This window comes from Sphingomonas sp. SORGH_AS_0870 (assembly GCF_031453175.1).
Lineage (GTDB): Bacteria > Pseudomonadota > Alphaproteobacteria > Sphingomonadales > Sphingomonadaceae > Sphingomonas.
Genome location: NZ_JAVIYW010000002.1, coordinates 449,018 through 469,932 on the forward strand (window position 1 = coordinate 449,018; position 20,915 = coordinate 469,932).

The 20,915-nt window shown below is 68.0% G+C and carries 13 protein-coding genes and 1 pseudogene; 7 read left to right on the top strand and 7 right to left on the bottom strand.

The genetic code is table 11. From position 1 onward, the window contains the following. The first annotated feature begins 189 nt into the window (after positions 1-189). Complete coding sequence (gene pnp / locus QE363_RS02530; protein ID WP_307102054.1) at positions 190-2,514, top strand: polyribonucleotide nucleotidyltransferase; 2,325 nt, start codon at positions 190-192, stop codon at positions 2,512-2,514. Between the two features lie 303 nt (positions 2,515-2,817). On the opposite strand, the gene QE363_RS02535 is transcribed toward pnp, so the two are convergent. From QE363_RS02535 to QE363_RS02550, 4 genes are all read right to left on the bottom strand, one after another. Further along, positions 2,818-3,810 (bottom strand): glycosyltransferase family 2 protein, encoded by a 993-nt coding sequence (locus tag QE363_RS02535; RefSeq protein WP_309691514.1) that lies wholly within the window; start codon positions 3,808-3,810, stop codon positions 2,818-2,820. 34 nt (positions 3,811-3,844) lie between these two features. Further along, positions 3,845-5,260 carry a M48 family metalloprotease gene (locus tag QE363_RS02540; RefSeq protein WP_309691517.1) on the bottom strand — a complete coding sequence of 472 codons (1,416 nt, stop codon included), beginning with the start codon at positions 5,258-5,260 and terminating at the stop codon, positions 3,845-3,847. 381 nt (positions 5,261-5,641) lie between these two features. Next, positions 5,642-7,741: a bifunctional (p)ppGpp synthetase/guanosine-3',5'-bis(diphosphate) 3'-pyrophosphohydrolase gene (locus tag QE363_RS02545; RefSeq protein WP_309691518.1), complete on the bottom strand. Its 2,100-nt coding sequence runs from the start codon at positions 7,739-7,741 to the stop codon at positions 5,642-5,644. Positions 7,742-8,007: 266 nt separating this feature from the next. Further along, complete coding sequence (locus QE363_RS02550) at positions 8,008-10,419, bottom strand: ligase-associated DNA damage response DEXH box helicase (RefSeq protein ID WP_309691521.1); 2,412 nt, start codon at positions 10,417-10,419, stop codon at positions 8,008-8,010. 19 nt (positions 10,420-10,438) lie between these two features. Between QE363_RS02550 and QE363_RS02555 the strand changes: the two genes are divergently transcribed. After that, positions 10,439-11,437: a ligase-associated DNA damage response exonuclease gene (locus QE363_RS02555; protein ID WP_309691523.1), complete on the top strand. Its 999-nt coding sequence runs from the start codon at positions 10,439-10,441 to the stop codon at positions 11,435-11,437. A gap of 95 nt (positions 11,438-11,532) precedes the next feature. Here QE363_RS02555 and mdoH read toward each other — a convergent pair whose 3' ends face one another. The 3 genes from mdoH to QE363_RS02570 form a co-directional block, all read right to left on the bottom strand. Further along, positions 11,533-13,311, bottom strand: a complete 1,779-nt coding sequence (gene mdoH, locus QE363_RS02560; RefSeq protein WP_309691525.1) for a glucans biosynthesis glucosyltransferase MdoH — start codon at positions 13,309-13,311, stop codon at positions 11,533-11,535. Positions 13,312-13,328: 17 nt separating this feature from the next. Beyond that, positions 13,329-14,840, bottom strand: a complete 1,512-nt coding sequence (locus tag QE363_RS02565; protein WP_309691527.1) for a glucan biosynthesis protein — start codon at positions 14,838-14,840, stop codon at positions 13,329-13,331. 489 nt (positions 14,841-15,329) lie between these two features. Further along, entirely contained in the window at positions 15,330-15,944 is a 615-nt protein-coding gene (locus QE363_RS02570; RefSeq protein WP_309691528.1) for a TlpA disulfide reductase family protein, read from the bottom strand. A gap of 16 nt (positions 15,945-15,960) precedes the next feature. Between QE363_RS02570 and argH the strand changes: the two genes are divergently transcribed. The 5 genes and pseudogenes from argH (at position 15,961) to QE363_RS02595 (ending at position 20,753) form a co-directional block, all read left to right on the top strand. Further along, complete coding sequence (gene argH / locus QE363_RS02575) at positions 15,961-17,328, top strand: argininosuccinate lyase (protein WP_309698061.1); 1,368 nt, start codon at positions 15,961-15,963, stop codon at positions 17,326-17,328. Continuing rightward, positions 17,325-17,561, top strand: a complete 237-nt coding sequence (locus QE363_RS02580) for a hypothetical protein (protein WP_307102074.1) — start codon at positions 17,325-17,327, stop codon at positions 17,559-17,561. Before argH ends, QE363_RS02580 begins: the two co-directional genes overlap by 4 nt. Beyond that, positions 17,561-18,823, top strand: coding sequence for a diaminopimelate decarboxylase (gene lysA / locus QE363_RS02585; protein WP_309691530.1), 1,263 nt, complete (start codon positions 17,561-17,563; stop codon positions 18,821-18,823). Before QE363_RS02580 ends, lysA begins: the two co-directional genes overlap by 1 nt. Positions 18,824-19,027: 204 nt before the next feature. Beyond that, positions 19,028-19,801: a bifunctional precorrin-2 dehydrogenase/sirohydrochlorin ferrochelatase gene (locus QE363_RS02590; RefSeq protein ID WP_309691532.1), complete on the top strand. Its 774-nt coding sequence runs from the start codon at positions 19,028-19,030 to the stop codon at positions 19,799-19,801. Continuing rightward, positions 19,798-20,753: pseudogene (locus tag QE363_RS02595) on the top strand (zinc transporter ZntB). Before QE363_RS02590 ends, QE363_RS02595 begins: the two are co-directional and overlap by 4 nt. Positions 20,754-20,915: the final 162 nt, after the last annotated feature.

Below are 20,915 nucleotides of genomic sequence, written 5' to 3' on the forward strand. Positions count from 1 at the left end.
CGGCTGGTGTATGAAGCACCGGGCCGACCGGATGCCGCAAGGGCGCATCCCCAAAGCCTCTATGTCATCAAACCCGACGATAGGGTCGGGCAGGATCGGAGGATCGGCAATTCGGTCGACCTCCAGAGCCAATCTTGGCTCAACCCATAGGCCCCGGCGGGATAGGCCCGTCGGAGTGAAGGATATTCCATGTTCAATACCAAGAAAGTGGCCATCGAGTGGGGCGGCAAGACGCTGACCCTCGAAACCGGCAAGGTGGCCCGTCAGGCCGACGGCGCGGTGATCGCGACGCTGGGCGAGACGGTGGTGCTGTGCGCCGTGACGGCCGCGAAGAATGTGAAGGAAGGCCAGGATTTCTTCCCGCTGACCGTTCACTATCAGGAGAAGTTCTCGTCGGCGGGCCGCATCCCCGGCGGTTTCTTCAAGCGCGAGCGCGGTGCGACCGAGCGTGAGACGCTGATCAGCCGCCTGATCGATCGTCCGATCCGCCCGCTGTTCCCCGAAGGTTTCTACAACGAGATCAACTGCATCTGCCAGGTGCTCTCCTATGACGGCGAGAACGAGCCCGACATCCTGGCGCTGGTCGCCGCATCGGCCGCGCTCACCATCTCGGGCGTGCCCTTCATGGGCCCGATCGGCGCGGCGCGCGTCGGCTATGTCGATGGCGAATATCAGCTGAACCCGACCGACGCCGAGGCGCTGGCCGGTGACCTGGACCTGGTCGTCGCCGCCACCCACAATGCGGTGATGATGGTCGAGTCGGAAGCCAAGGAGCTGTCCGAGGAAGTGATGCTGGGCGCGGTCATGTTCGCGCACAAGGCGTCGCAGCAGATCATCGACGCGATCATCGATCTCGCCGAGCAGGCCGCCAAGGATCCGTGGGAGCTGAAGGTCGGCGACGACCAGAAGACCGTGAAGGCCGAGCTGAAGAAGCTGGTCGGCAAGGACATCACCGCCGCCTACAAGCTGACCGACAAGCAGGCGCGCCAGACCGCGCTGGGCGAGGCCCGCGCCAAGGCGAAGGCCGCCATGGCCGAGCGCACCCCGCAGGAGCAGCTCGTCGCCGCCAAGCTCGTCAAGAAGCTGGAAGCCGAGATCGTCCGCACCGCGATCCTGAAGGACGGCCGCCGCATCGACGGTCGCTCAACCACGCAGATCCGTCCGATCGAGGCCGAGGTCCACTTCCTGCCGCGTTCGCACGGCTCGGCGCTGTTCACCCGCGGCGAGACCCAGACGATCGCGACCACGACGCTGGGCACCAAGGATGCTGAGCAGATGATCGACGGGCTGAACGGCCTGTCCTACCAGCACTTCATGCTGCACTATAACTTCCCGCCCTATTCGGTCGGCGAAGTGGGCCGCTTCGGCGCGCCGGGCCGTCGCGAGATCGGCCATGGCAAGCTGGCGTGGCGCGCGCTGCACCCGGTGCTGCCGTCGAAGGAAGAATTCCCCTACACCATCCGCGTGACCAGCGACATCACCGAGTCGAACGGCTCGTCGTCGATGGCCACCGTCTGCGGCGGCTCGCTGTCGCTGATGGATGCGGGCGTTCCGCTGAAGCGCCCCGTCTCGGGCATCGCCATGGGCCTGATCCTGGAAGGCAAGGACTTCGCGGTCCTGTCCGACATCCTGGGTGACGAGGATCACCTGGGCGACATGGACTTCAAGGTGGCGGGCACCTCCGAGGGCATCACCTCGCTCCAGATGGACATCAAGATCGCCGGTATCACCGAAGAGATCATGAAGGTCGCGCTGGCGCAGGCCAAGGAAGGCCGCGCGCACATCCTGGCCGAGATGAACAAGGCGCTGGGCGAGACCCGCACCGAACTGTCGGCCCATGCGCCGCGCATCGAGACGATGACGATCGACAAGTCGAAGATCCGCGACGTGATCGGCACCGGCGGCAAGGTGATCCGCGAGATCGTCGCCACGACCGGCGCCAAGGTCGACATCGACGACGAGGGCGTGATCAAGATCAGCTCGTCCGACTCGGCGCAGATCGAAGCCGCGATGAACTGGATCAAGGGCATCGTCGAAGAGGCCGAGGTCGGCAAGATCTATAACGGCAAGGTCGTCAACCTCGTCGATTTCGGCGCGTTCGTGAACTTCATGGGCGGCAAGGACGGTCTGGTCCACGTCTCGGAGATCAAGAACGAGCGCGTCGAGAAGGTCTCGGACGTCCTGAGCGAAGGCCAGGAAGTCAAGGTCAAGGTCCTCGAGATCGACCCGCGCGGCAAGGTCCGCCTGTCGATGCGCGTCGTCGACCAGGAAACCGGTGCCGAGCTGGAGGACAATCGTCCGGCGCGCGAACCGCGCGGCGAGCGTGGTGACCGTGGTCCGCGCGGCGACCGTGAAGGCGGTCGCGGTCCGCGTCGCGATGGCGGCGACCGTGGCGGCGAAGGCCGCAGCGGCCCGCGTCGCGACCGTGGCGACCGTCCCCGCCGTGAAGGCGGCGAGCAGGGCGGTTCGTCCGAATTCGCCGCTCCGGCCTTCCTGACCGGCGATCGCGACTGATCCTTTGCCATGAGGCAGGAAAAGGGCTCGGGGGAAACCCTGGGCCCTTTTTCGTTGGGGGGATGCGGGTGGGTGATTCCCTTGGCCTTCGACTTCGCTCAGGCTGAACGGATTCTTGTGCCCAGACCCATTCCCGAACGCCGTTCAGCCTGAGCGAAGTCGAAGGCCACGCCCCGACCCCCGCCGCGTGCGTTCCGGAGTCAAAATTCCCGTGCGAAAGTCAGCCCGCTACCACCACCCCGACGAACGCCGGGGGAGTCCCGCAGGAGCGGAAGCGCCCGCGCCGGACCCGCGCGATGGCGGTCAGGCGGGATCCTTGGCCCGCTCATGCGCGCTATAGCCCAGCCGGGCATGGCCCTGCACCGGCCCCGCCACATCGGCGACCAGATAGAGCGGCCGCCGCTTCGATTCGATATAGAGCCGCCCCAGATATTCGCCGATCATGCCCAGCACGAACATCTGCACCGCGCCCAGGATGACGGTGACCAGCATGGTCGAGGTCCAGCCCTGCACCGCCGAGCCGGTCAGCCAGCCGATCGCGATATAGACCAGCAGCAACAGCGACGCCGCGGTCAGCGCCAGGCCGATATGGCTGGCCCAGCGCAAGGGCGCGGTCGAGAAGCCCGTCACCGCGTCGAAGGCCAGCGCGATCATCTTGCCCAGCGGATAATGGGTCTCGCCTGCATGCCGCTCGGCGCGGTCATAGGGGAAGGGGACCTGGCGGAAGCCGACCCAGGCAACCATGCCGCGAATGAAGCGCGCCTGTTCGGGCAGCGACTGCAACGCGTCGAGCGCACGGCGGCTCATCAGGCGAAAATCGCCGGTGTCGAGCGGGATCGGCGTGTCGGTCAGCCGGTCGAGCATGCGGTAGAAGATCGCCGCCGTCGCCTTCTTGAACAGCGTTTCCCCGGCCCGCTTGCGGCGCACCGCATAGACCACGTCCGCCCCCTGCGCCGCCATCGTCGCGCGCATGTCGGTGAGGAGCTCGGGCGGGTCCTGAAGATCGGCGTCGATGATCAGGATCTGCTCGCCCGAACACAGGTCGAGGCCCGCAGTCAGCGCCAGCTGGTGGCCGTGGTTGCGCGACAGGTTGATCGCGACCAGATGCGGATCGGCGGCGGCGAGCCGCTGCATCACCGGCCAGCTGTCGTCGCGCGAGCCGTCGTTGATCAGGACGATCTCGTAATCCTCGCCTACCGCCGCGCGCGCGGCGCCCGAGATACGCGCGTGCAGCACGTCCAGACAGGCGGCTTCGTTATAGCAGGGGACGACGACGGACAGGGCAGGGCGCTTCATGACGCCGCCGGTTTAGCGGCGTCGAGCGCGTCCGTCACCCATTCACGACCAGCTTGACCAAACGACCCGGCACCAGCGCTTGTTCCGAATCGAGCCCGTTCAGCGTCACGAACCGCTCGCGCTTGTAATCGGGAAAGGCCATGCGCGCCGACAGGCTGTCGATCGTGTCGCCCTGGCGGACGGTGACGATGCTGATCTTCTTGCCGCGAATGGCATTGGCCTCGGCGGTCGAGAGCGGCGCGACCGACGCGAGCAGCGGCTGGAACGGCCCGATGCCGCTGCCGGCGGGGGTGACCAGCGTGAAGGTATAAGTCGCGGCGGGGAAGCGATACGCGACCACCGTCGCATCCACCGCGCGGTTGTTGGCGGCGGCGCGGGTGGTGACATAGGCATAGGGGATGCCGTTGGCGGTCCCGTTCTGCACCTGGCCCGAGGGGGTGCCGGTGCCGAGCTGGCCGAAGCGCTGCGCGATCGCCTGGGAAAGGTCGCTGCCCTGGCCCAGACGCATCTCGGCCTGGCCGCCCTGACCGGCGATGGTCACCGCATCGCTGCCATTGGCGATGGCATAGCCGGTGGGCGCGGTGAATTTCAGCTTCAGGCCGGGATGGCGAAAGCTCTGGCCGTCGACCACGCCCTCCTTGGGATCGTCGCCATAGGGCAGGCCGTCGAGCATCCGCAGGAAGGCGGTGTCCTGCGGCGGGGTGGTTTCGGGACGGCCGGTCGCTTGCGCGAGCGAAGCGGCGCGGCGGACGCGGTCGGCGCTGTTGGGATGGGTCGAGGCCCAGGTCGGAATGGCATTGGCGTCCTTGCCGGATGTGCGCGCCGCCAGGTTGCTCGACGCGGCCAGCGAGGCGAGCATGTCCGCCGAGGCATAGGGATCATAGCCGGCGGCGGTCATGTAGCGGATGCCGAGGCCATCGGCCTGATATTCCTGATCGCGGCCATATTTCAGCGTGTAGAGCTGTGCGCCGGTGCCCACCAGCTGGGTGGCGATATTGCTGCCGGTCAGCAGCCCCGCGCCCGCTGCCAGGATCGAGCCGATGGTCGAGCGGGTGTTGCGGCTCTGCGAATGGCGCGCGGCGACATGGCCGACTTCATGGCCCAGCACTGAGGCGAGTTCGGCCTCGGAATTCATCAGCGCGAGCAGCTCGCGGGTGACATAGATATAGCCGCCGGGAATGGCGAAGGCGTTCTCGACCGGCGAGTTGAGCGTCGTCACGACGAAATCGCCCTGCGCGTTGGACAGGCCGGACTGGACCGCCACCCGCTTGCCGACCCGCTCGACGAACGCGGCCTGCGGGCCGGTGTAGCGGCCGCCATATTGCTTCACGAGTTCCGGGTTGGCCTGCGCCCCTTGCGCCTTGTCCGAGGCGGAGATCGACCGGGTCTGCTGGGCGACGACGGGGGCCGCGACGAGCGCGAGCATGGCGGCGGCGGTGACGAAACGCATGTTAAGGCTCCCCTGTTTGGGGTCTCCAAAGCGCAGGCGCGTCGGGGGTTCCAGCTTTTTGTTACGCAGGCGTCATCCGGGTGTCAGGAAATCCAATGCCGCATGGTTCCCCGGCGAAGGCCGGGGCCCAGTTTCTCGGCGGCTTAGGAGGCGCGAAACGATGCGGGGAAGGCAAACGCCCCGCGTTCTCGATCATTCACCCCTACTGGGCCCCGGCCTTCGCCGGGGGAACGAAGAAGATTCTGTTCGCGCAGAGGCGCGGAGGACGCAGAGGGGGTTCGTTCAACCACCTTGGCGACGGTCATCATGCAGCGTCGAAGATGACAGGACGCGCGTTCCGCGCGCCGGACCTCTCTGCGTTCTCCGCGCCTCTGCGCGAACCTAAACCCGCTCCACCGAACTCACCACATCCGCCGCGCGCAAGGCGGCGATCAGGCGCATCAGGTGTTGCAGGTCGTGCACCTCGACATCGATCAGGTTCGTATGGAAGCGCGTGTCGCGGGTATCCAGCCGGACGTTGATGATGTTCGCCTTATGCTGGCCGATGATCGTCGCCAATATGCCCAGCGCGCCGGGTTCGTTCTTGACCATCACCGAGATTCGCGCGGTCGCGCCCTCGCTATCGTCGCCCCAGGAGACGTCGACCCAGTCGGTTTCCTCGTCGGTCCGGTCGGCCAGTTCGGCGAGGACCGGGCACTGGATCGCGTGCACCTCGATCCCCGCATCCGGCCGCCGCAACCCGACGATGCGGTCGCCCGGCACCGGGTGGCAGCATTGCGCCAGGTCATAGGCGACGCCGGGCGTCAGCCCCTTGATCGAGATGGCGCTCGATTGCGGCGGCAGCGCGGCGACGTCCGCGCCCGCCGAGCCCGGCATCAGCGCCTCCATCACCGCGGCATCCGACACGGTCCGCCTGGCGATCGCGATCATCAGATGCGCCTCGTCGGGCATCTTCAGCCGTTGCAGCGCATGGGTCAGCGCGTCCGCGCCGATCTGGGCAGGCAGGCGGCGGACGATATCCTCGTACAGCTTGGTGCCCAGCGTCACCTGCTCGGCGCGTTCGGCATGGCGCAGATGGCGGCGGATCGCGGCCAGCGCCTTGCCGGTGATCGCCAGGTTCAGCCAGTTCGCCTGCGGCGTCTGTCCGGCCGAGCGCAGGATCTGCACCTGGTCGCCATTGGAGATGACGGTCGACAGCGGCACCACCCGCCCGTTCAGCTTGGCCCCCACCGCCTGGTCGCCCAGATCGGTATGGACGGCATAGGCGAAGTCGATCGGCGTCGCGCCCTTGGGCAGCTGGATCAGCTCGCCCTTGGGGGTGAAGGCGAAGATGCGATCCTGGTACATCGCCATCTTCGTATGTTCGATCAGCTCCTCGGGGCTGTCCGAAGTGTCGAGGATTTCGACCAGGTCGCGAATCCAGCTCACCTGCGCATCATGGCGCGTCGCCTGTTTGTAGGTCCAGTGCGCCGCCAGGCCGAAATCGGCCTCGGCATGCATTTCGGGGGTGCGGATCTGGATCTCGATACGCGCATTGTCGGCGTGGATGACGCTAGTATGGAGCGAGCGGTATCCGTTGCGCTTGGGCGTCGAGATATAGTCCTTGAACCGCCCCGGCACCATCGGCCAGCGACGATGGATCAGCCCCAGCGCGCGGTAGCAATCCTCCTCGGTCGGCACGATCGCGCGGAACGCCATGACGTCGGACAACTGCTCGAAGCTGATGTGCCGCTCGTTCATCTTGCGGAAGATCGAGAAGGCCGATTTCTCGCGCCCCGTCACCTCGGCCTCCACCCCGCCGCGTGACATGAGCAGCTTCAGCCCGGAGGCGATCTTGGCGATCCGGTCGCCGCCGCCTTCCTTCATTTGCGCCAGGCGAAGCGTGATCGACTCATACGCCTCGGGTTCGAGCTGCTGGAAGGATAGCATCTGCATCTCCTTCATGAACTCGTACATGCCGATCCGCTCGGCGAGCGGGGCATAGATGTCCATCGTCTCCTTCGCGATGCGGCGGCGCTTTTCCGGCTTCGCGATGTGATGGAGCGTGCGCATATTGTGGAGGCGATCGGCCAGCTTGACCAGCAGGACGCGGATATCGTCCGACATGGCGAGCAGGAACTTGCGCAGATTCTCGGCGGCGCGCTCGCTCTCGGTCTGTGCCTCGATCTTGGACAGCTTGGTCACGCCGTCGACCAGCCGCGCGACATTGGGACCGAACAGCCGTTCGATCTCGTCATAGGTGGCGACCGTGTCCTCGATCGTGTCGTGCAGGATGGCGGTCGCGATCGTCTCGTCATCCAGATGCAGGTCGGTCAGGATGCCGGCCACCTCGATCGGATGGCTGAAATAGGGATCGCCCGAGGCACGTTTCTGGCTGCCATGCGCCTTCATCGAGAAGACGTAAGCGCGGTTCAGCAGCGCCTCATCGGCCTGGGGGTCATAGTCGAGCACGCGGTCGACGAGTTCATACTGGCGGAGCACGAGATCAGATTTGCGTGGGTGGGATGACCATTGCAACATTTTTGATGCGATCAGGGTGATCGAGGTCTTCTCAAGCCCCTTTCTTCTTCGAGCCCCTCTCCCGGCAGGGGGAGGGGTTGGGGAGGGGCAAGAGCCACGGGCGTTGGTCTCTGTGAGACCCTGTGCCCTCCCCCATCCCCTCCCGCCTGCGGGAGGGGAGTGGCCAGAGGTGAGGAAGGCCTATACCAACCTCCGTTCAGCCTGAGCGAAGTCGAAGGCCACGGGAATCACCCCGCCATCGCCTCCGCCGCCAGAGCCTCCGCCTCGATCAACAGGTCGTCGTCCGCAGTCCCCGTCGCCACCTTCTCGCGCCCGATCAGCACCAGCACCGGCACGGCGAGCGGGCTCACCCGCTCCAGATCGACATGCAGCATCGTGCCCCCCGCCCGGTCGAGCAGATTCGCCAGCCGCCCCACATCGGTCATCCGCGCCCGCGCATCGTCCCACGCCGCCTGGAGCAGCAGATGGCCGGGCTCGTACTTGCGCAGCACGTCGTAGATCAGGTCGGTCGAAAAGGTCACCTGCCGCCCGGTCTTGCGCTTGCCGGGATGCTGGCGGTCGACCAGCCCGCCGATCACCGCCACCTCGCGAAAGGCGCGCTTGAGGAGGTGCGATTGCTGGACCCAGTCGGCGAACTCGTTCTCGAGAATGTCGGGCGAGAACAGGCTGGCGGGGTCCGTCACCTTTTCCAGCCCATAGCATGCCAGCGCATAGTCGCTGGCGACGAAGCCCAGCGGTTTCAGCCCCTGCGCCTCCATCCGCCTTGTGATCAGCATCCCCAGCGACTGGTGCGCATTCCACCCCTCGAAGCTATAGGCGACCATGTAATGCCGCCCCTCGCGCGGGAAGGTCTCGACCAGCAACTGGCCGGGGCGGGGCAGGACCGAGCGGCGATCCTGCATCTCCAGCCAGGCATGCACGTCCGCCGGGAAGCGATCCCACTCGCCCCGGTCGGCCAGGAATTCGCGTACCCGGTCGGCCAGGCTGGTCGACAGCGGCATCCGGCTGCCGCCATAGGTCGGGATGCGCGCAGGGCGGGAGGTGGCGCGGACGATCAGGTCCTCGCCATCGATCGATTCCACCTCCAGGCTCAATCCGGCGAAGAAGAAGGTGTCGCCCGGCGCCAGGGTCGCGGCGAAGCCTTCCTCCACCCGGCCGAGCTGGCGGCCGTTGCGGAAGCGGACCTTCAGCATCGTCGCTTCCACGATGATCCCGGCGTTCAGGCGGTGCTGGGCGACGAATTGTGGATGGGTAACGCGCCACGTCCCGTCCGGCTGCTGCACCAGCCGCTTGAACCGGTCATAGGCGCGCAGGGCATAGCCGCCGTCGGCAATGAACCGCAGCACCCGGTCGAAGGTCGCATCGTCCAGCGCCGAATAGGGCATGGCCGAGCGAATTTCGTCCAGCAGCGCGGCCTGCTCGAACGGCGCGGCACAGGCGCAGGCCATGACATGCTGTGCCAGCACGTCGAGCGCGCCGGGGCGGAACAGGTCGGGGTCCAGCTCGCCCGCCTCCACCGCGTCGAGCGCGGCGCGCGCCTCCAGATATTCGAAGCGGTTGCCGGGGACCAGGATCGCGCGGCTCGATTCGTCCAGCCGGTGATTGGCGCGACCGATCCGCTGGAGCAGGCGCGACGAGCCCTTGGGCGCGCCCATCTGGATCACGCAGTCAACATCGCCCCAGTCGACACCCAGGTCGAGGCTGGCGGTCGCGACCAGCGCGCGGAGTTGCCCGTCGGCCATCGCCGCCTCGACTTTCTGGCGGGCTTCCAGCGAGAGCGAGCCGTGATGGACGCCGATCGGCAGGCTCTTGTCGTTCGCCTTCCACAAATCCTGGAAGATCAGCTCGGCCAGGCTACGCGTGTTGCAGAAGACGATGGTGGTCCGGTTCGCCTCGATGACGCGCATGACCTGCGCGGCGGCATAGCGGCCCGAATGGCCCGCCCAGGGAATGCGGTCCTCGGGCAGCAGGATCGCTATGTCCGGCGGCGCGCCGGGTTCCCCCGTGACCAGGCCGACCGCGTCGATATCGCCATCGGGCGCGAGCCAGGCGCGATAGCCGTCCGGGTCCGCCACCGTCGCCGACAGCGCGACCCGTCGCAGACCGGGCGACAGCCGCTGCAACCGCGCCATGCACAGGGACAGCAGGTCGCCGCGCTTCCCGGTGGCAAAGGCGTGAACCTCGTCCACCACGATGGTCTTGAGGCCCGCGAACATGGTCGCGGCATCGGGATAGCTGAGCAGCAGCGATAGCGATTCGGGCGTGGTCAGCAGGATGTGCGGCGGCTTCACCCGTTGCCGCGCCTTCTTGTCCGACGAGGTGTCGCCGGTCCGCGTCTCGACCCTTATGTCGAGGCCCATCTCCTCGATCGGCGTCACGAGGTTGCGGCGGATATCGACCGCCAGCGCCTTCAGGGGCGAGACGTAGAGGGTGTGCAGCCCCTCGCTCGGTTGCTCGATCAACTCGGTCAGCGTCGGCAGGAACCCCGCCAGCGTCTTGCCCGCGCCCGTGGTGGCGACCAGCAGCGCGTGGCGGCCTGCGCGCGCTTCCTCCAGCATCGCCAGCTGATGGGTGCGCGGGTGCCAGCCCTTGGCGGCGAACCAGTCGGTCAGGGCGGGCGGAAGGGAACCGGGAGGCATATCCAAGGATATAGGTAGCATGGCCAAGCTCGGCGACTGGATACAGCCCCATAAACACGGGATTTACGTGGCCCCTGCCGATGTGTGGGTGGACCCGTCCGAACCGGAGGCCAAGGCGCTGGTGACTCACGGCCATGCCGACCATGCGCGTGGCGGGCATGGCACCGTCTGGGCGACGCCCGAGACGCTGGCGATCATGGCGGCGCGCTATGGCCCGCAGAACGGCGTCGAGGTGGCGTATGGCGAGACGATCCGGCTGGGCGAGGTGGAGGTCGGCTTCGTGCCCGCCGGGCATGTGCTGGGATCGGCGCAGATCGTGCTCGACTATCGCGGCGAGCGGGTGGTGGTGTCGGGCGATTACAAGCGCCGCGCCGATCCGACCTGTGCGGCCTTCGAGCCGGTGAAATGTGACGTCTTCGTCACCGAAGCGACCTTCGCACTACCCGTCTTTCGCCATCCCGAAACCGGGGACGAGATCGACAAGCTGATCGCGCGGCTCCATGCCAATCCGACGCGCTGCGTGCTGGTCGGCGCCTATGCGCTGGGCAAGGCGCAGCGGGTGATCGCCGAACTCCGCGTGCGGGGGCATGAGGCGCCCATCTACCTCCACGGCGCGCTGGCGCGGCTATGTGCGCTCTATCAGGAGCTTGGCGTCGATCTGGGCGAGCTGCGCATGGTGGCCGACACGCCCAAGGCGGAGATGGCGGGGCATGTCGTGATGTGCCCGCCCGGCGCGCTTAACGATCGCTGGTCGCGGCGGCTGCCAGAGCCCATCACCGCCATGGCCAGCGGCTGGATGCGGGTGCGCCAGCGCGCGCGGCAGAAGAATGTCGAGCTGCCGCTGATCCTGTCCGACCATGCCGATTGGGACGAACTGACCCGGACGCTGACCGAAATCGCCCCGCGCGAGGTGTGGGTGACGCACGGCCGCGAGGAGGCTCTGGTCCACTGGTGCGAGACGCGACAGATGAAGGCGCGGGACCTGGCGCTGGTGGGGTTCGAGGATGAGGATGATTGAGGGGGCGGCGTGGCCTTCGACTTCGCTCAGGCTGAACGGAGATTTGTGCCTTAACGCCGTTCAGGCTGAGCGAAGTCGAAGCCCATGCCCCACCCTCACACCAAGGCCAAGGGCCGGGCAGGGTCCGCCACCACCGACCCCGGCACCGCGAAGACGCCCTTCTTCGCCAACCGCTCGCCGGGCCGGACCTTGGCTGTCTCCATCGCCAGCCACGGCGCCAGCAGCAGCCCCAGCGTCACCGGCGACAGCCACGCCCCCAGCACCGGGTTCAGGAACGACACCCCCAGGAACACCACGCCCAGCGCCAGATGCCAGCGATAGCGCGGCATCGCATCCGCCGCCGCCAGCCCGTCGCGCACCCGGCTCTGCGGGTTCCAGCCCGATGGCTTGCCGCGCATGATGTTGACGAGGTCGATCGTCTGGGTCAGCGCGATGCCCGGCGCGGTCAGGATCGACAGCGGCACGTCGAGCGCCACCGACGCCAGGATCGCGCGCGCGCCGCCATAGCTGGCCCGGCGTTCGCGGTCGGCCATCGCCCAGACGATGCTCAGCAGCTTCGGCCCGAACAGCAGGATCAGCGTCACGACCAGCACCCGCGCCGACGTCACCGCGCGCACCGTCGCGGCATCGTCGGACAGGCTCTGCGCGATCGAGGTGGCGATCAGGATCAGCCAGGCGGGCGAGGTCAGATAGGCCGAGGCGCCGATCAGCAGCTGCAACCGGCTGATCCAGTGGAAACCGCTCGCGCCCAGCAGCTTCAGATGCTGGGTATTGCCCTGCGCCCAGCGCCGGTCGCGCACCGCCTGGTCGATCAGCGTGGGGGGATATTCCTCGAAACTGTCCTCGACCATCAGCATGTGCAGCCGCCAGCCGCGCCGCCGCAGCAGCGCGGCCTCGACCATGTCATGGCTCATGATCGTGCCGCCGAAGGGCGGGCGTCCGGGCAGGTCGGGCAGGCCGCAACTCTCGGCGAAGGCGCGGATGCGGATCAGCGCGTTATGCCCCCAGAAGGTCGATTCGGACCCCGACCACCAGACCAGCCCGGCGGTCGAGATCGGGCCGTAGAATCGGCTGGCGAACTGCATCCAGCGCTGGAAGAAGGTCGTCGCGCCGATGATCATCGGCACGGTCTGGAGAAGCGCGATCGAGGGGCGCTGCTCCATGATCTGCGCCATGCCGACGATGGTGTCGCCGCCCATCAGGCTGTCGGCATCGAGCATCAGCATGAAGTCGTAGGCCGCACCCTGGTTGCGGATCCAGTCGGCGACGTTGCCGGGTTTGCGTCCGACATTCTCGGTCCGGCGGCGATAATAGAGCGGCACCGCCAGCCAGGGGGCGAGCTTTTCCCAGGCGGCACGCTCCTCGGCCTCGGCGGCTTCGCCCGAATCGGACAGGACGAAGAAGGCGAAACGGTCGGCCGCCCCCGCCCGGTCGATCATGACGGCCATGCGTGCGATCCGGTCGAACACCGCATCGACATCCTCGTTATGCACCGGCACCAGCACCGCCGTCCGCGCGGTCGGCGGCGCGGCCCCCTTGGGCGCGGGGGTGATGCCCGGATGCGCGCGCGAGATCAGCAGGACGAAGCCGATCGCCGCCGTCACGAAGCCGAACGAGATCCAGGCGAACAGCGGAAAGAACAGCAGCAGCAACAGCCCGTCGAGCAGGTTCAGCCCGTCGCTGAGCAGCGCCTCCTTCACCGAGGCCGAGGCGGCGGTCGCCAGCAACCCGGTCAGCAGCACCAGCAGCAATCGGCGGGTCAGGATGTCGTCGGGCGCCAGATTGACCCCGGCGCGCGGCTCGGGCGCGGAGTGCGGCGGCGGCGGGCCATCGAAACGCTGCACCGCCATGGTCAGCGGTGCGGGTGGCGGCATGATGGCGCGCGGATGGGTCACGGCAGGAAGACCGGGGCAAGCACCGTCTCGGTCAGCGCCCTGGTTCCGCGCTTCAGGAACAGGCGGACATCGGCGGGCCCCTGACCTTCGGGTGCGATGTCGGCGGTGACGCGCCAGCGATTGGGCTGTCCCACCACCGGATAGGCGGCCTGGGTCAGCAGCTTGCCGCGCGTGACCGAGATATCGGCCGTCACGCCGCTCTGCCGGTCGAGCCCGGCCAGCACGGGGCCGGTGAAGTCGACCACCAGCTTGCGCGCGCCCGGCGTCGGCTCCGCACCGGGCCGTCCCGCCGCGCCGGTCCACAGGTCGACCGCATGGGCGACGGCCGGGACGATGGTGGGATCGGTCGATCCCCAGCTCAGGCGATAGTCGAACTGCCGCTTCTGCCCCGCCTTGGGTGCATCGGCGGGGTTCCAGAAGGCGACGATATTGTCGACCGTCTCCGACGCGGTGGGAAAGGCATAGAGCATCACCTGGCCCCGGCCCCAATTCCCTTGCGGCTGGACCCACAGGTTCGCGCGGCGGTCATAAAAGGCCCCGTCGTCCTGGTAATGATCGAAGTCCCGGTCGCGCTGGAGCAGGCCGAAGCCGCGCGGATCGGTGTCGGCGAAGCTGTCGAGCGTCGGGCGCGGCGGATTGACCAAAGGCCGCCACAGCCGCTCACCCGCGCCGGTCAGCAGCGCGAGGCCGTCCGAATCATGAATCTCGGGCCGCCAGTCGCTGCCCGCTGCCCGGTTGCCCTCGCCATACCAGAACATGCTGGTCGCGGGCGCGATGCCCAGCCGCTCGACATCGCGGCGGAAGAACAGCACCGCCGACACACGCTGTTCGACGCCCGCCGCGCCCTTTTGCGACTCGATCCGGTAGGCCCCTGTGACGCTGGGCCCGTCGAGCAGTGCATGGACGGTATAGCCTTGCGCGCCGGTCCGCTCGATCCAGAAGTCGGTAAAGGCGGGAAATTCCTCGCGCCCGTCGATGCCGGTATCGATCGCGATACCCCGCGCCGACAGGCCATATTGGTCCTGCGCACCCGCCGTGCGGAAATAGGAGGCACCCTGAAAGGCCAGCCAGTCGCTCTTGCCGTCGGCCGTCATCGCGCGGAACCCGGCGATGCCCAGCGGCGGCGTATGGCCCGCCTCGGCGGTGAACAGCGCGGGCGAGAAGGGCACGGCGCGCGCCTGGCCGTTCGCGACGATGTTGATGCCGACCGGATTGGGCGCATAGCGGCCCAGCGGGAACAGGCGGATGCCGCCCGCCAGCGTGCGGTCGTCGCGATACCGGATCGTGCCCACCGCGTCATAGTCGATCGCCGCCGCCGCCTCGACCTTGGCCTGGGGGCGATAGGGCTGACGGGCCAGTTCTTCCGCCCGCCGTTGCAGCGCGGCCCAGGAAAAGGGCTGGGGGGCGCCGGTCGCGCCACCGGGGGCAAGCGCCTGGGCGGCGAGGCGTGGCGATACGCCCAGAATGGCGAGGGCCGCGACCAGTTCACGGCGATTGGCCTGCATCATCGGCTCGGCGTCTCCATCGGTGAATCCATCCGTCCCTCGCTGGCGGGACATGGCTCGTGGTGCAACGCAGCATGCGATGATCGGTTGCTCTGTTACTGTCGAAGCGACAGCAGCAAAGGAAAGTATAATATATTTGACCGGGCTGGCGGGATCTATTATGACCAGTACAAATCAAGAGGGGGGCTCTTGAATGACCGAAAAGTTCAGGCGGATCCTGTGTTCGATCCGTCCGTCGCGTTCCCTTGCATAACAGACAATGATGAAGTCGCGCGTCCTTGCGATGCGCCGACGATGTTGTTCGGCGGCCGATGGCTGGCGCGGCATCTGTTTGTCTTGTCAGGACGAAAGCGGGCGAGCGCCGTTTGCGATCCGCTTCATCGACCGTTTACCCCAGCCTGTCCCGCCCGGTTCGTGCCGGGCGGGGCTTTTTTCGCGTATCGCGAACGGCGCTCCCCCGCCGTGTATCGAAAATTCCCGCCGCTGTGACGGTTATTTCGCCTCGGACAGCAGTTTTTGGGCCTCGGCCCCGGCCCAGTCGAATCCACCCGTCACCCGCCAGATCTCCTTGCCGTCCGCGCCATAGAGGATCGTGGTCGGCAGATTGGCCTGGTAATGGACGCTTAGCCCCAGCTTGGGGTCGAGATAGACGGGCAGCGCGTCGAGCTTCCGGCCCGCCAGGAACGGCTTCACCTTGGCCGCCTCGTCCTGCGCGACCGCGATTACCGCAACCTTGCCCTTCAGCCGCTCGGCCGTGGCGGCCAGCGTCGGCATCTCGGCGACGCACGGCCCGCACCAGGTCGCCCAGAGATTGACCAGCACCGGCTTGCCCCGGAAATCGGCCAGCGTCGTCGGCTTGCCGTCGAGCGTGGTGAAGCCCAGCGTCGGGGCGGCCTCGCCCTTGTGGCTGCGGTTCACGGCTCCGGCAGGCTTGGGCGCGTCGGGCGTCGAGGCGACTTCCCCGCCGGTCACTTCCCCGCCGGTCACTTCCCCGCTCGAAACTTCGCCCGTGGCGGTGTTGGCGGCTTGCTCCGGCGCGGGGCTTTGCTTATCGCACCCGGCGACCATCAGCCCCAGGAGACAGGCGATCACGGTACGCGACGACATGGGCGGCTCCAACGCAATGTGGGGCGGGCGCTTCGCAGAAGGTCCCGCCGCGGTGATGCGCGAGATAAACGCGTCCATCCCCTTCGACAAGCGACTGTGGAAACAGGACATCGCCGGGTCGAAAGCACATGTCGCCATGCTGGGCAAACAGGGCATCGTGTCGGCCGAGGACGCCGCGACGATTTCCGCCGGGCTGGACCGGGTCGCCGAGGATTATGCCGCGAACGGCGTGGCCGAGGACCTGACCCTCGAAGATATCCATATGCAGACCGAGGCGAAGCTGGCCGCGTTGATCGGCCCGGTCGCGGGGCGGCTGCACACCGCGCGGTCGCGCAACGACCAGGTGGCGACCGACTTCCGCCTGTGGGTGCGCGACGCGATCGACGAGACGCTGGCGGCGCTGGGCGCGCTGCGCGAGGCGTTGCTGACCCGCGCGGAAGAGCATGCCGACAGCGTGATGCCCGGCTTCACCCATCTGCAATCCGCGCAGCCGGTGACCTTGGGCCATCACCTGATGGCCTATCACGAGATGATCGTGCGCGACGCCAGCCGCTTCGCCGATGCGCGTGTGCGGATGAACCAGTGCCCGCTGGGCTCGGCGGCGCTGGCGGGGACGGGCTTTCCGGTCGACCGGCACATGACGGCGGCGGCGCTGGGCTTTGACTCGCCGACGCGCAACTCGCTCGATGCGGTCAGCGACCGCGACTTCGCGATCGACTATCTCCAGGCGGCGACCAACTGCTCGCTGCACCTGTCGCGTCTTGCGGAAGAATTCGTGCTCTGGGCGTCGCAGCCCTTCGGCTTCGTCGCGCTGTCCGACCAGTGGTCGACCGGCAGCTCGATCATGCCGCAGAAGCGCAACCCCGACGCGGCCGAGCTGGTGCGCGGCCATGCCGGGCGGATCATGGGCTGCATGACCAGCCTGATGGTCACGATGAAGGGCCTGCCGCTCGCCTATTCCAAGGACATGCAGGACGACAAGCCGCCGGTGTTCGAGGCGCACGACCTGCTGGCGCTGTCGATCGCGGCGATGACCGGCATGATCCAGAGCGCGACCTTCCGCACGGAACGGATGCGCGGCGTCGCGGAGGCGGGCTTCTCGACCGCGACCGACCTAGCCGACTGGCTGGTGCGCGTCGGCGGCATCCCCTTCCGCGAGGCGCATCACATCACCGGCCGCGCGGTGAAGCTGGCCGAGGAGAAGGGCGTGATGCTGCACCAGTTGTCGATCGACGAGCTGACCGGCATCGACGCGCGGATCGATGAGCGCATCTATGACGTGTTGTCGGTCGATGCCTCGGTCGCCAGCCGGGTCAGCTTCGGCGGCACCGCGCCCGCCAATGTCCGCGCCGCCATCGCGACCGCGCGGGGCCTTCCCGCATGAGGCGGGCGCTCGTCCTGCTGGTCGCGCTGGGCCTGAGTGCTTGCGGCGCGGCCAACCGGCTGCAACCGCCCAAGGGCGAGCAACTGCCCGTCGCGCCGCGCGGCGCCACCGTCCGCCCCACGGCGCAGCAATTGCTGACGCCGACCCCCCAACAACGCCCGCAACGCTCCGACGAACTGATGACCCAGTCGCAGGAACGGCGTTCGGACGAATTTGATTTGCCCCCCCGCTGATGGACCATTTTCATTTCCAAGACGGCGAACTCCATGTGGAGGACGTGGCCGTGTCCCGGATCGCCGCCGAAGTCGGCACGCCGGTCTATATCTATTCCGCCTCGACCTTCCGGCGGCATGCACAGGTGTTCCGCGAGGGGCTCAAGGGCCTGCCGCGCGTCCACCTGGCCTATGCGATCAAGGCGAACCCCAATCTCGCCGTGCTGCGCGTGCTGGCCGATGAAGGCTATGGCGCCGACGTCGTCTCGGTCGGCGAGATGCGCCGCGCGCTGGCGGCGGGGATGAAGGCGGAGGACATCGTCTTTTCCGGCGTCGGCAAGACGAAGCGAGAGCTGGTCGCCGCGCTCGAGGCGGGGATCGGCCAGTTCAACCTGGAGCTGGAGGAAGAAGGCGCGGTCCTGGCCGAGCTGGCGCATGAGCGCGGGCTGGTCGCCCCCGCCACGCTGCGCGTGAACCCGGACGTGGATGCTGGCACGCACGCGAAGATCTCGACCGGGCGCAAGGAGAACAAGTTCGGCGTGCCGATCGACCAGGCGCTGGGCATGTTCGACCGTCTGGCGGGGCTGCCCGGCATCGACCTGAAGGGCGTCGCCTGCCACATCGGCAGCCAGCTGGGTGATCTCGCGCCGCTGGAGGCCGCGTACAAGCGCGTCGGCGAGCTGGTCGCCGAGCTGCGCGGGGCGGGGCATCGCATCAGCCGCGTCGACCTGGGCGGTGGCTTGGGCGTGCCGTACAAGCCGGGCGACGTCATGCCTGCGCCGGCCGCTTATGGCGAAATGGTGGCGCGCGTGACCAAGGACTGGGATGTCGAGCTGATGTTCGAACCCGGCCGGGTGATCGCGGGCAATGCGGGCGTGCTGGCGACCGAGGTCGTCTGGGTGAAGCCCGGCGTCGCCAACCCTTATGTCATCGTCGATGCAGCGATGAACGACCTGGCGCGCCCGGCGCTTTATGATGCCTGGCATGATTTCATCGCGGTCAAGCCGACTGGCGAGACGATGATGGCGAATATCGCGGGGCCGGTCTGCGAGACGGGCGACACCTTCGCGATGAACCGCGAGATCGATGTGGTGAAGTCGGGCGACCTCGCCGTGTTCCGCACCGCGGGCGCTTATGGCGCGACCATGGCGTCGACCTATAACAGCCGCCCGCTCGTCCCCGAGGTGATGGTCGAAGGCGACCGCTTCGCCGTCGTCGCCGACCGCATCGCCGCCGAGACGATCATCGCCGCCGAGCGCGTGCCGGAGTGGCTGAAGAAGTGACGTCGCGACCTGCCGCCTTCCTCCCCTGGAAGGGGAGGTGGCAGGCCGTCAGGCCTGACGGAGGGGTGTCACCCCTCTCGATAGCGGGACACCCCTCCACCAGCTTCGTGTGCGAGCGAGATTGTGCCCCCGGCACAATCTTGACTTGCCGGGGGCAAGCCAAAGCTCGCACACCCCCTCCCCTTACAGGGGAGGAAGGGTGACGTGAGCCTCGCCAGCCTGCCGCTGTTCGTCCGGCTGGGCGGGCGTCCGGTGATCCTGCTAGGCGAGGGCGAGCCCGCCGAGGCCAAGCGCCGCCTGCTCGACCGGGCGGGCGCGCTGGTCGTCGGTGAAGAGGCGCAGGCCGCGCTCGCCATCGTCGCGATCGAGGATGAGGACGAAGCGCAAGACGCGATCGCCCGGCTGAAGGCGCGCGGCGTGCTGGTCAACGCGGTGGACCGTCCGGCGGCGTGCGACTTCACCCTGCCCGCCATCGTCGAGCGGGGGCCGGTCATCGTCGCCGTCGGAACCGGCGGCGTGTCGGCCGGACTGGCGGCGGCGCTGCGCCAGCGGCTGGAGGCGTTGCTGCCCGCCGGGCTGGGGGGGCTGGCCGAGGGACTCTATGCCGCGCGGGCGGGTTTGCGGGCGCGCTTTCCCGACGGGGCGGAGCGGCGGCGGGCGATCGGGGCGGCGCTGTCGCCGGGCGGGCCGCTCGACCCGCTCAAGGCGGAGGGCGATGTCGCCGCCTGGCTGGCGGGGGCCGACCGGCCTGCGGCGCGGTTCGAGGCGTTCGTGCTGACCTCGACCGATCCCGACGACCTGACGCTGCGCCAGGCGCGCGCGCTGGCCGCAGCCGACCGGGTCTATCACCGCGCGGATGTGCCGGGCGCGATCCTCGACCGTGCGCGTGCCGATGCGGTGCGGATCGCCAGCGACACCGCACCCGCCGATCCGGGCGAGGGGCAGGTGGTCGATCTGGCGATGGCGATCCCGGCATGACCGGCTTTGCCTATCGCGTCGATCAGGGCCAGGCGACGACGATCCCGATCCGCGAGGCGATCGCGACTCAGGCCCGGCTGGTCTGGGTGCATCTGGAGACCAACGACGCGGTCGCGCAGCGCTGGCTGAGCGATTCGGCGCATGTCGGCGATTATGTCGTCGACGCGCTGACCGCGACCGAGACGCGCGCCCCCGGTGCGAGGCGGTGGGCGAGGGGGCGTTCGTCAATCTTCGCGGGCGGAGCAGCGAACCGCTCGACGGATCCGACATGCTCGCCTCGGTGCGGATCTGGGCGGTGAAGGGCCGGGTCTATTCGGTGACGCGCCGTCCGCTGCTGGCGGTCGATCTGGTGCGGCAGGAGGTCGAGAAGGGCGCGATCGACGATCCCGGCGACCTGATCACCGCCTTCGCCACCGCGATCACCAACGATCTCGACCCCGATGTCGCGGGCCTGGGCGACGATCTGGACGATTGCGAGGAGCAGTTGGACGAACGCCGCGTCTTCCAGCTTCGCCGCACGGTCAGCCGGGTGCGGGTCGCCGCGATCGGCTATCGCCGCTTCCTCAACCCGCAGCGCGCGGCGCTGGAGAAGCTGGCGGCGCTGCCCGGCGACTGGCTGGCCGATGACGACCGGCTGCACCTGTCCGCCGCCGCCGACCGCGCGGCGCGCATGGCCGAGGAGCTCGAGTCGATCCGCGAACGCTCGGCGCTGATCCACGAGACGCTGACCGACCTGCGCGCCGAACAGATCGACAATCGCGCGCTGGTCATCTCGATCGTGGCGATGGTGTTCCTGCCGCTGACCTTCATCACCGGGCTGTACGGGATGAACGTCAAGAACCTGCCCTATGCCGAGGAGCCCTGGGCGTTCGACGCGATCCTGGGCGCCTGCGCGCTGATCTCGGCGGGGATCGTGATCTACTTCGTGCAGAAGCACTGGTTCCGGCGTTAGGGCGGATCGGCATTCGGGATGGCTTCTTCTTCCCCTCTCCCCTGGACAGGGGAGAGGGTTAGCGAAGCTTGCCAGCCTGCTGGCTAGCGCAGCTTGGGTGAGGGGTACAGCGAGCCCAAAGGCTCGCGCGCTCGCTTCGCGAGCGCTCACCCCTCACCCAGC

Excerpts from the sequence above, each read along its gene's own strand:
- QE363_RS02535 (WP_309691514.1), bottom strand. The coding sequence starts at position 3,810 with ATGAAGCGCCCTGCCCTGTCCGTCGTCGTCCCCTGCTATAACGAAGCC.
- argH (WP_309698061.1), top strand. The coding sequence starts at position 15,961 with ATGTGGGGCGGGCGCTTCGCAGAAGGTCCCGCCGCGGTGATGCGCGAG.
- QE363_RS02550 (WP_309691521.1), bottom strand. The coding sequence starts at position 10,419 with ATGCCTCCCGGTTCCCTTCCGCCCGCCCTGACCGACTGGTTCGCCGCC.
- QE363_RS02555 (WP_309691523.1), top strand. The coding sequence starts at position 10,439 with ATGGCCAAGCTCGGCGACTGGATACAGCCCCATAAACACGGGATTTAC.
- lysA (WP_309691530.1), top strand. The coding sequence starts at position 17,561 with ATGGACCATTTTCATTTCCAAGACGGCGAACTCCATGTGGAGGACGTG.
- QE363_RS02580 (WP_307102074.1), top strand. The coding sequence starts at position 17,325 with ATGAGGCGGGCGCTCGTCCTGCTGGTCGCGCTGGGCCTGAGTGCTTGC.
- QE363_RS02570 (WP_309691528.1), bottom strand. The coding sequence starts at position 15,944 with ATGTCGTCGCGTACCGTGATCGCCTGTCTCCTGGGGCTGATGGTCGCC.
- QE363_RS02540 (WP_309691517.1), bottom strand. The coding sequence starts at position 5,260 with ATGCGTTTCGTCACCGCCGCCGCCATGCTCGCGCTCGTCGCGGCCCCC.
- QE363_RS02565 (WP_309691527.1), bottom strand. The coding sequence starts at position 14,840 with ATGATGCAGGCCAATCGCCGTGAACTGGTCGCGGCCCTCGCCATTCTG.
- pnp (WP_307102054.1), top strand. The coding sequence starts at position 190 with ATGTTCAATACCAAGAAAGTGGCCATCGAGTGGGGCGGCAAGACGCTG.
- mdoH (WP_309691525.1), bottom strand. The coding sequence starts at position 13,311 with ATGCCGCCACCCGCACCGCTGACCATGGCGGTGCAGCGTTTCGATGGC.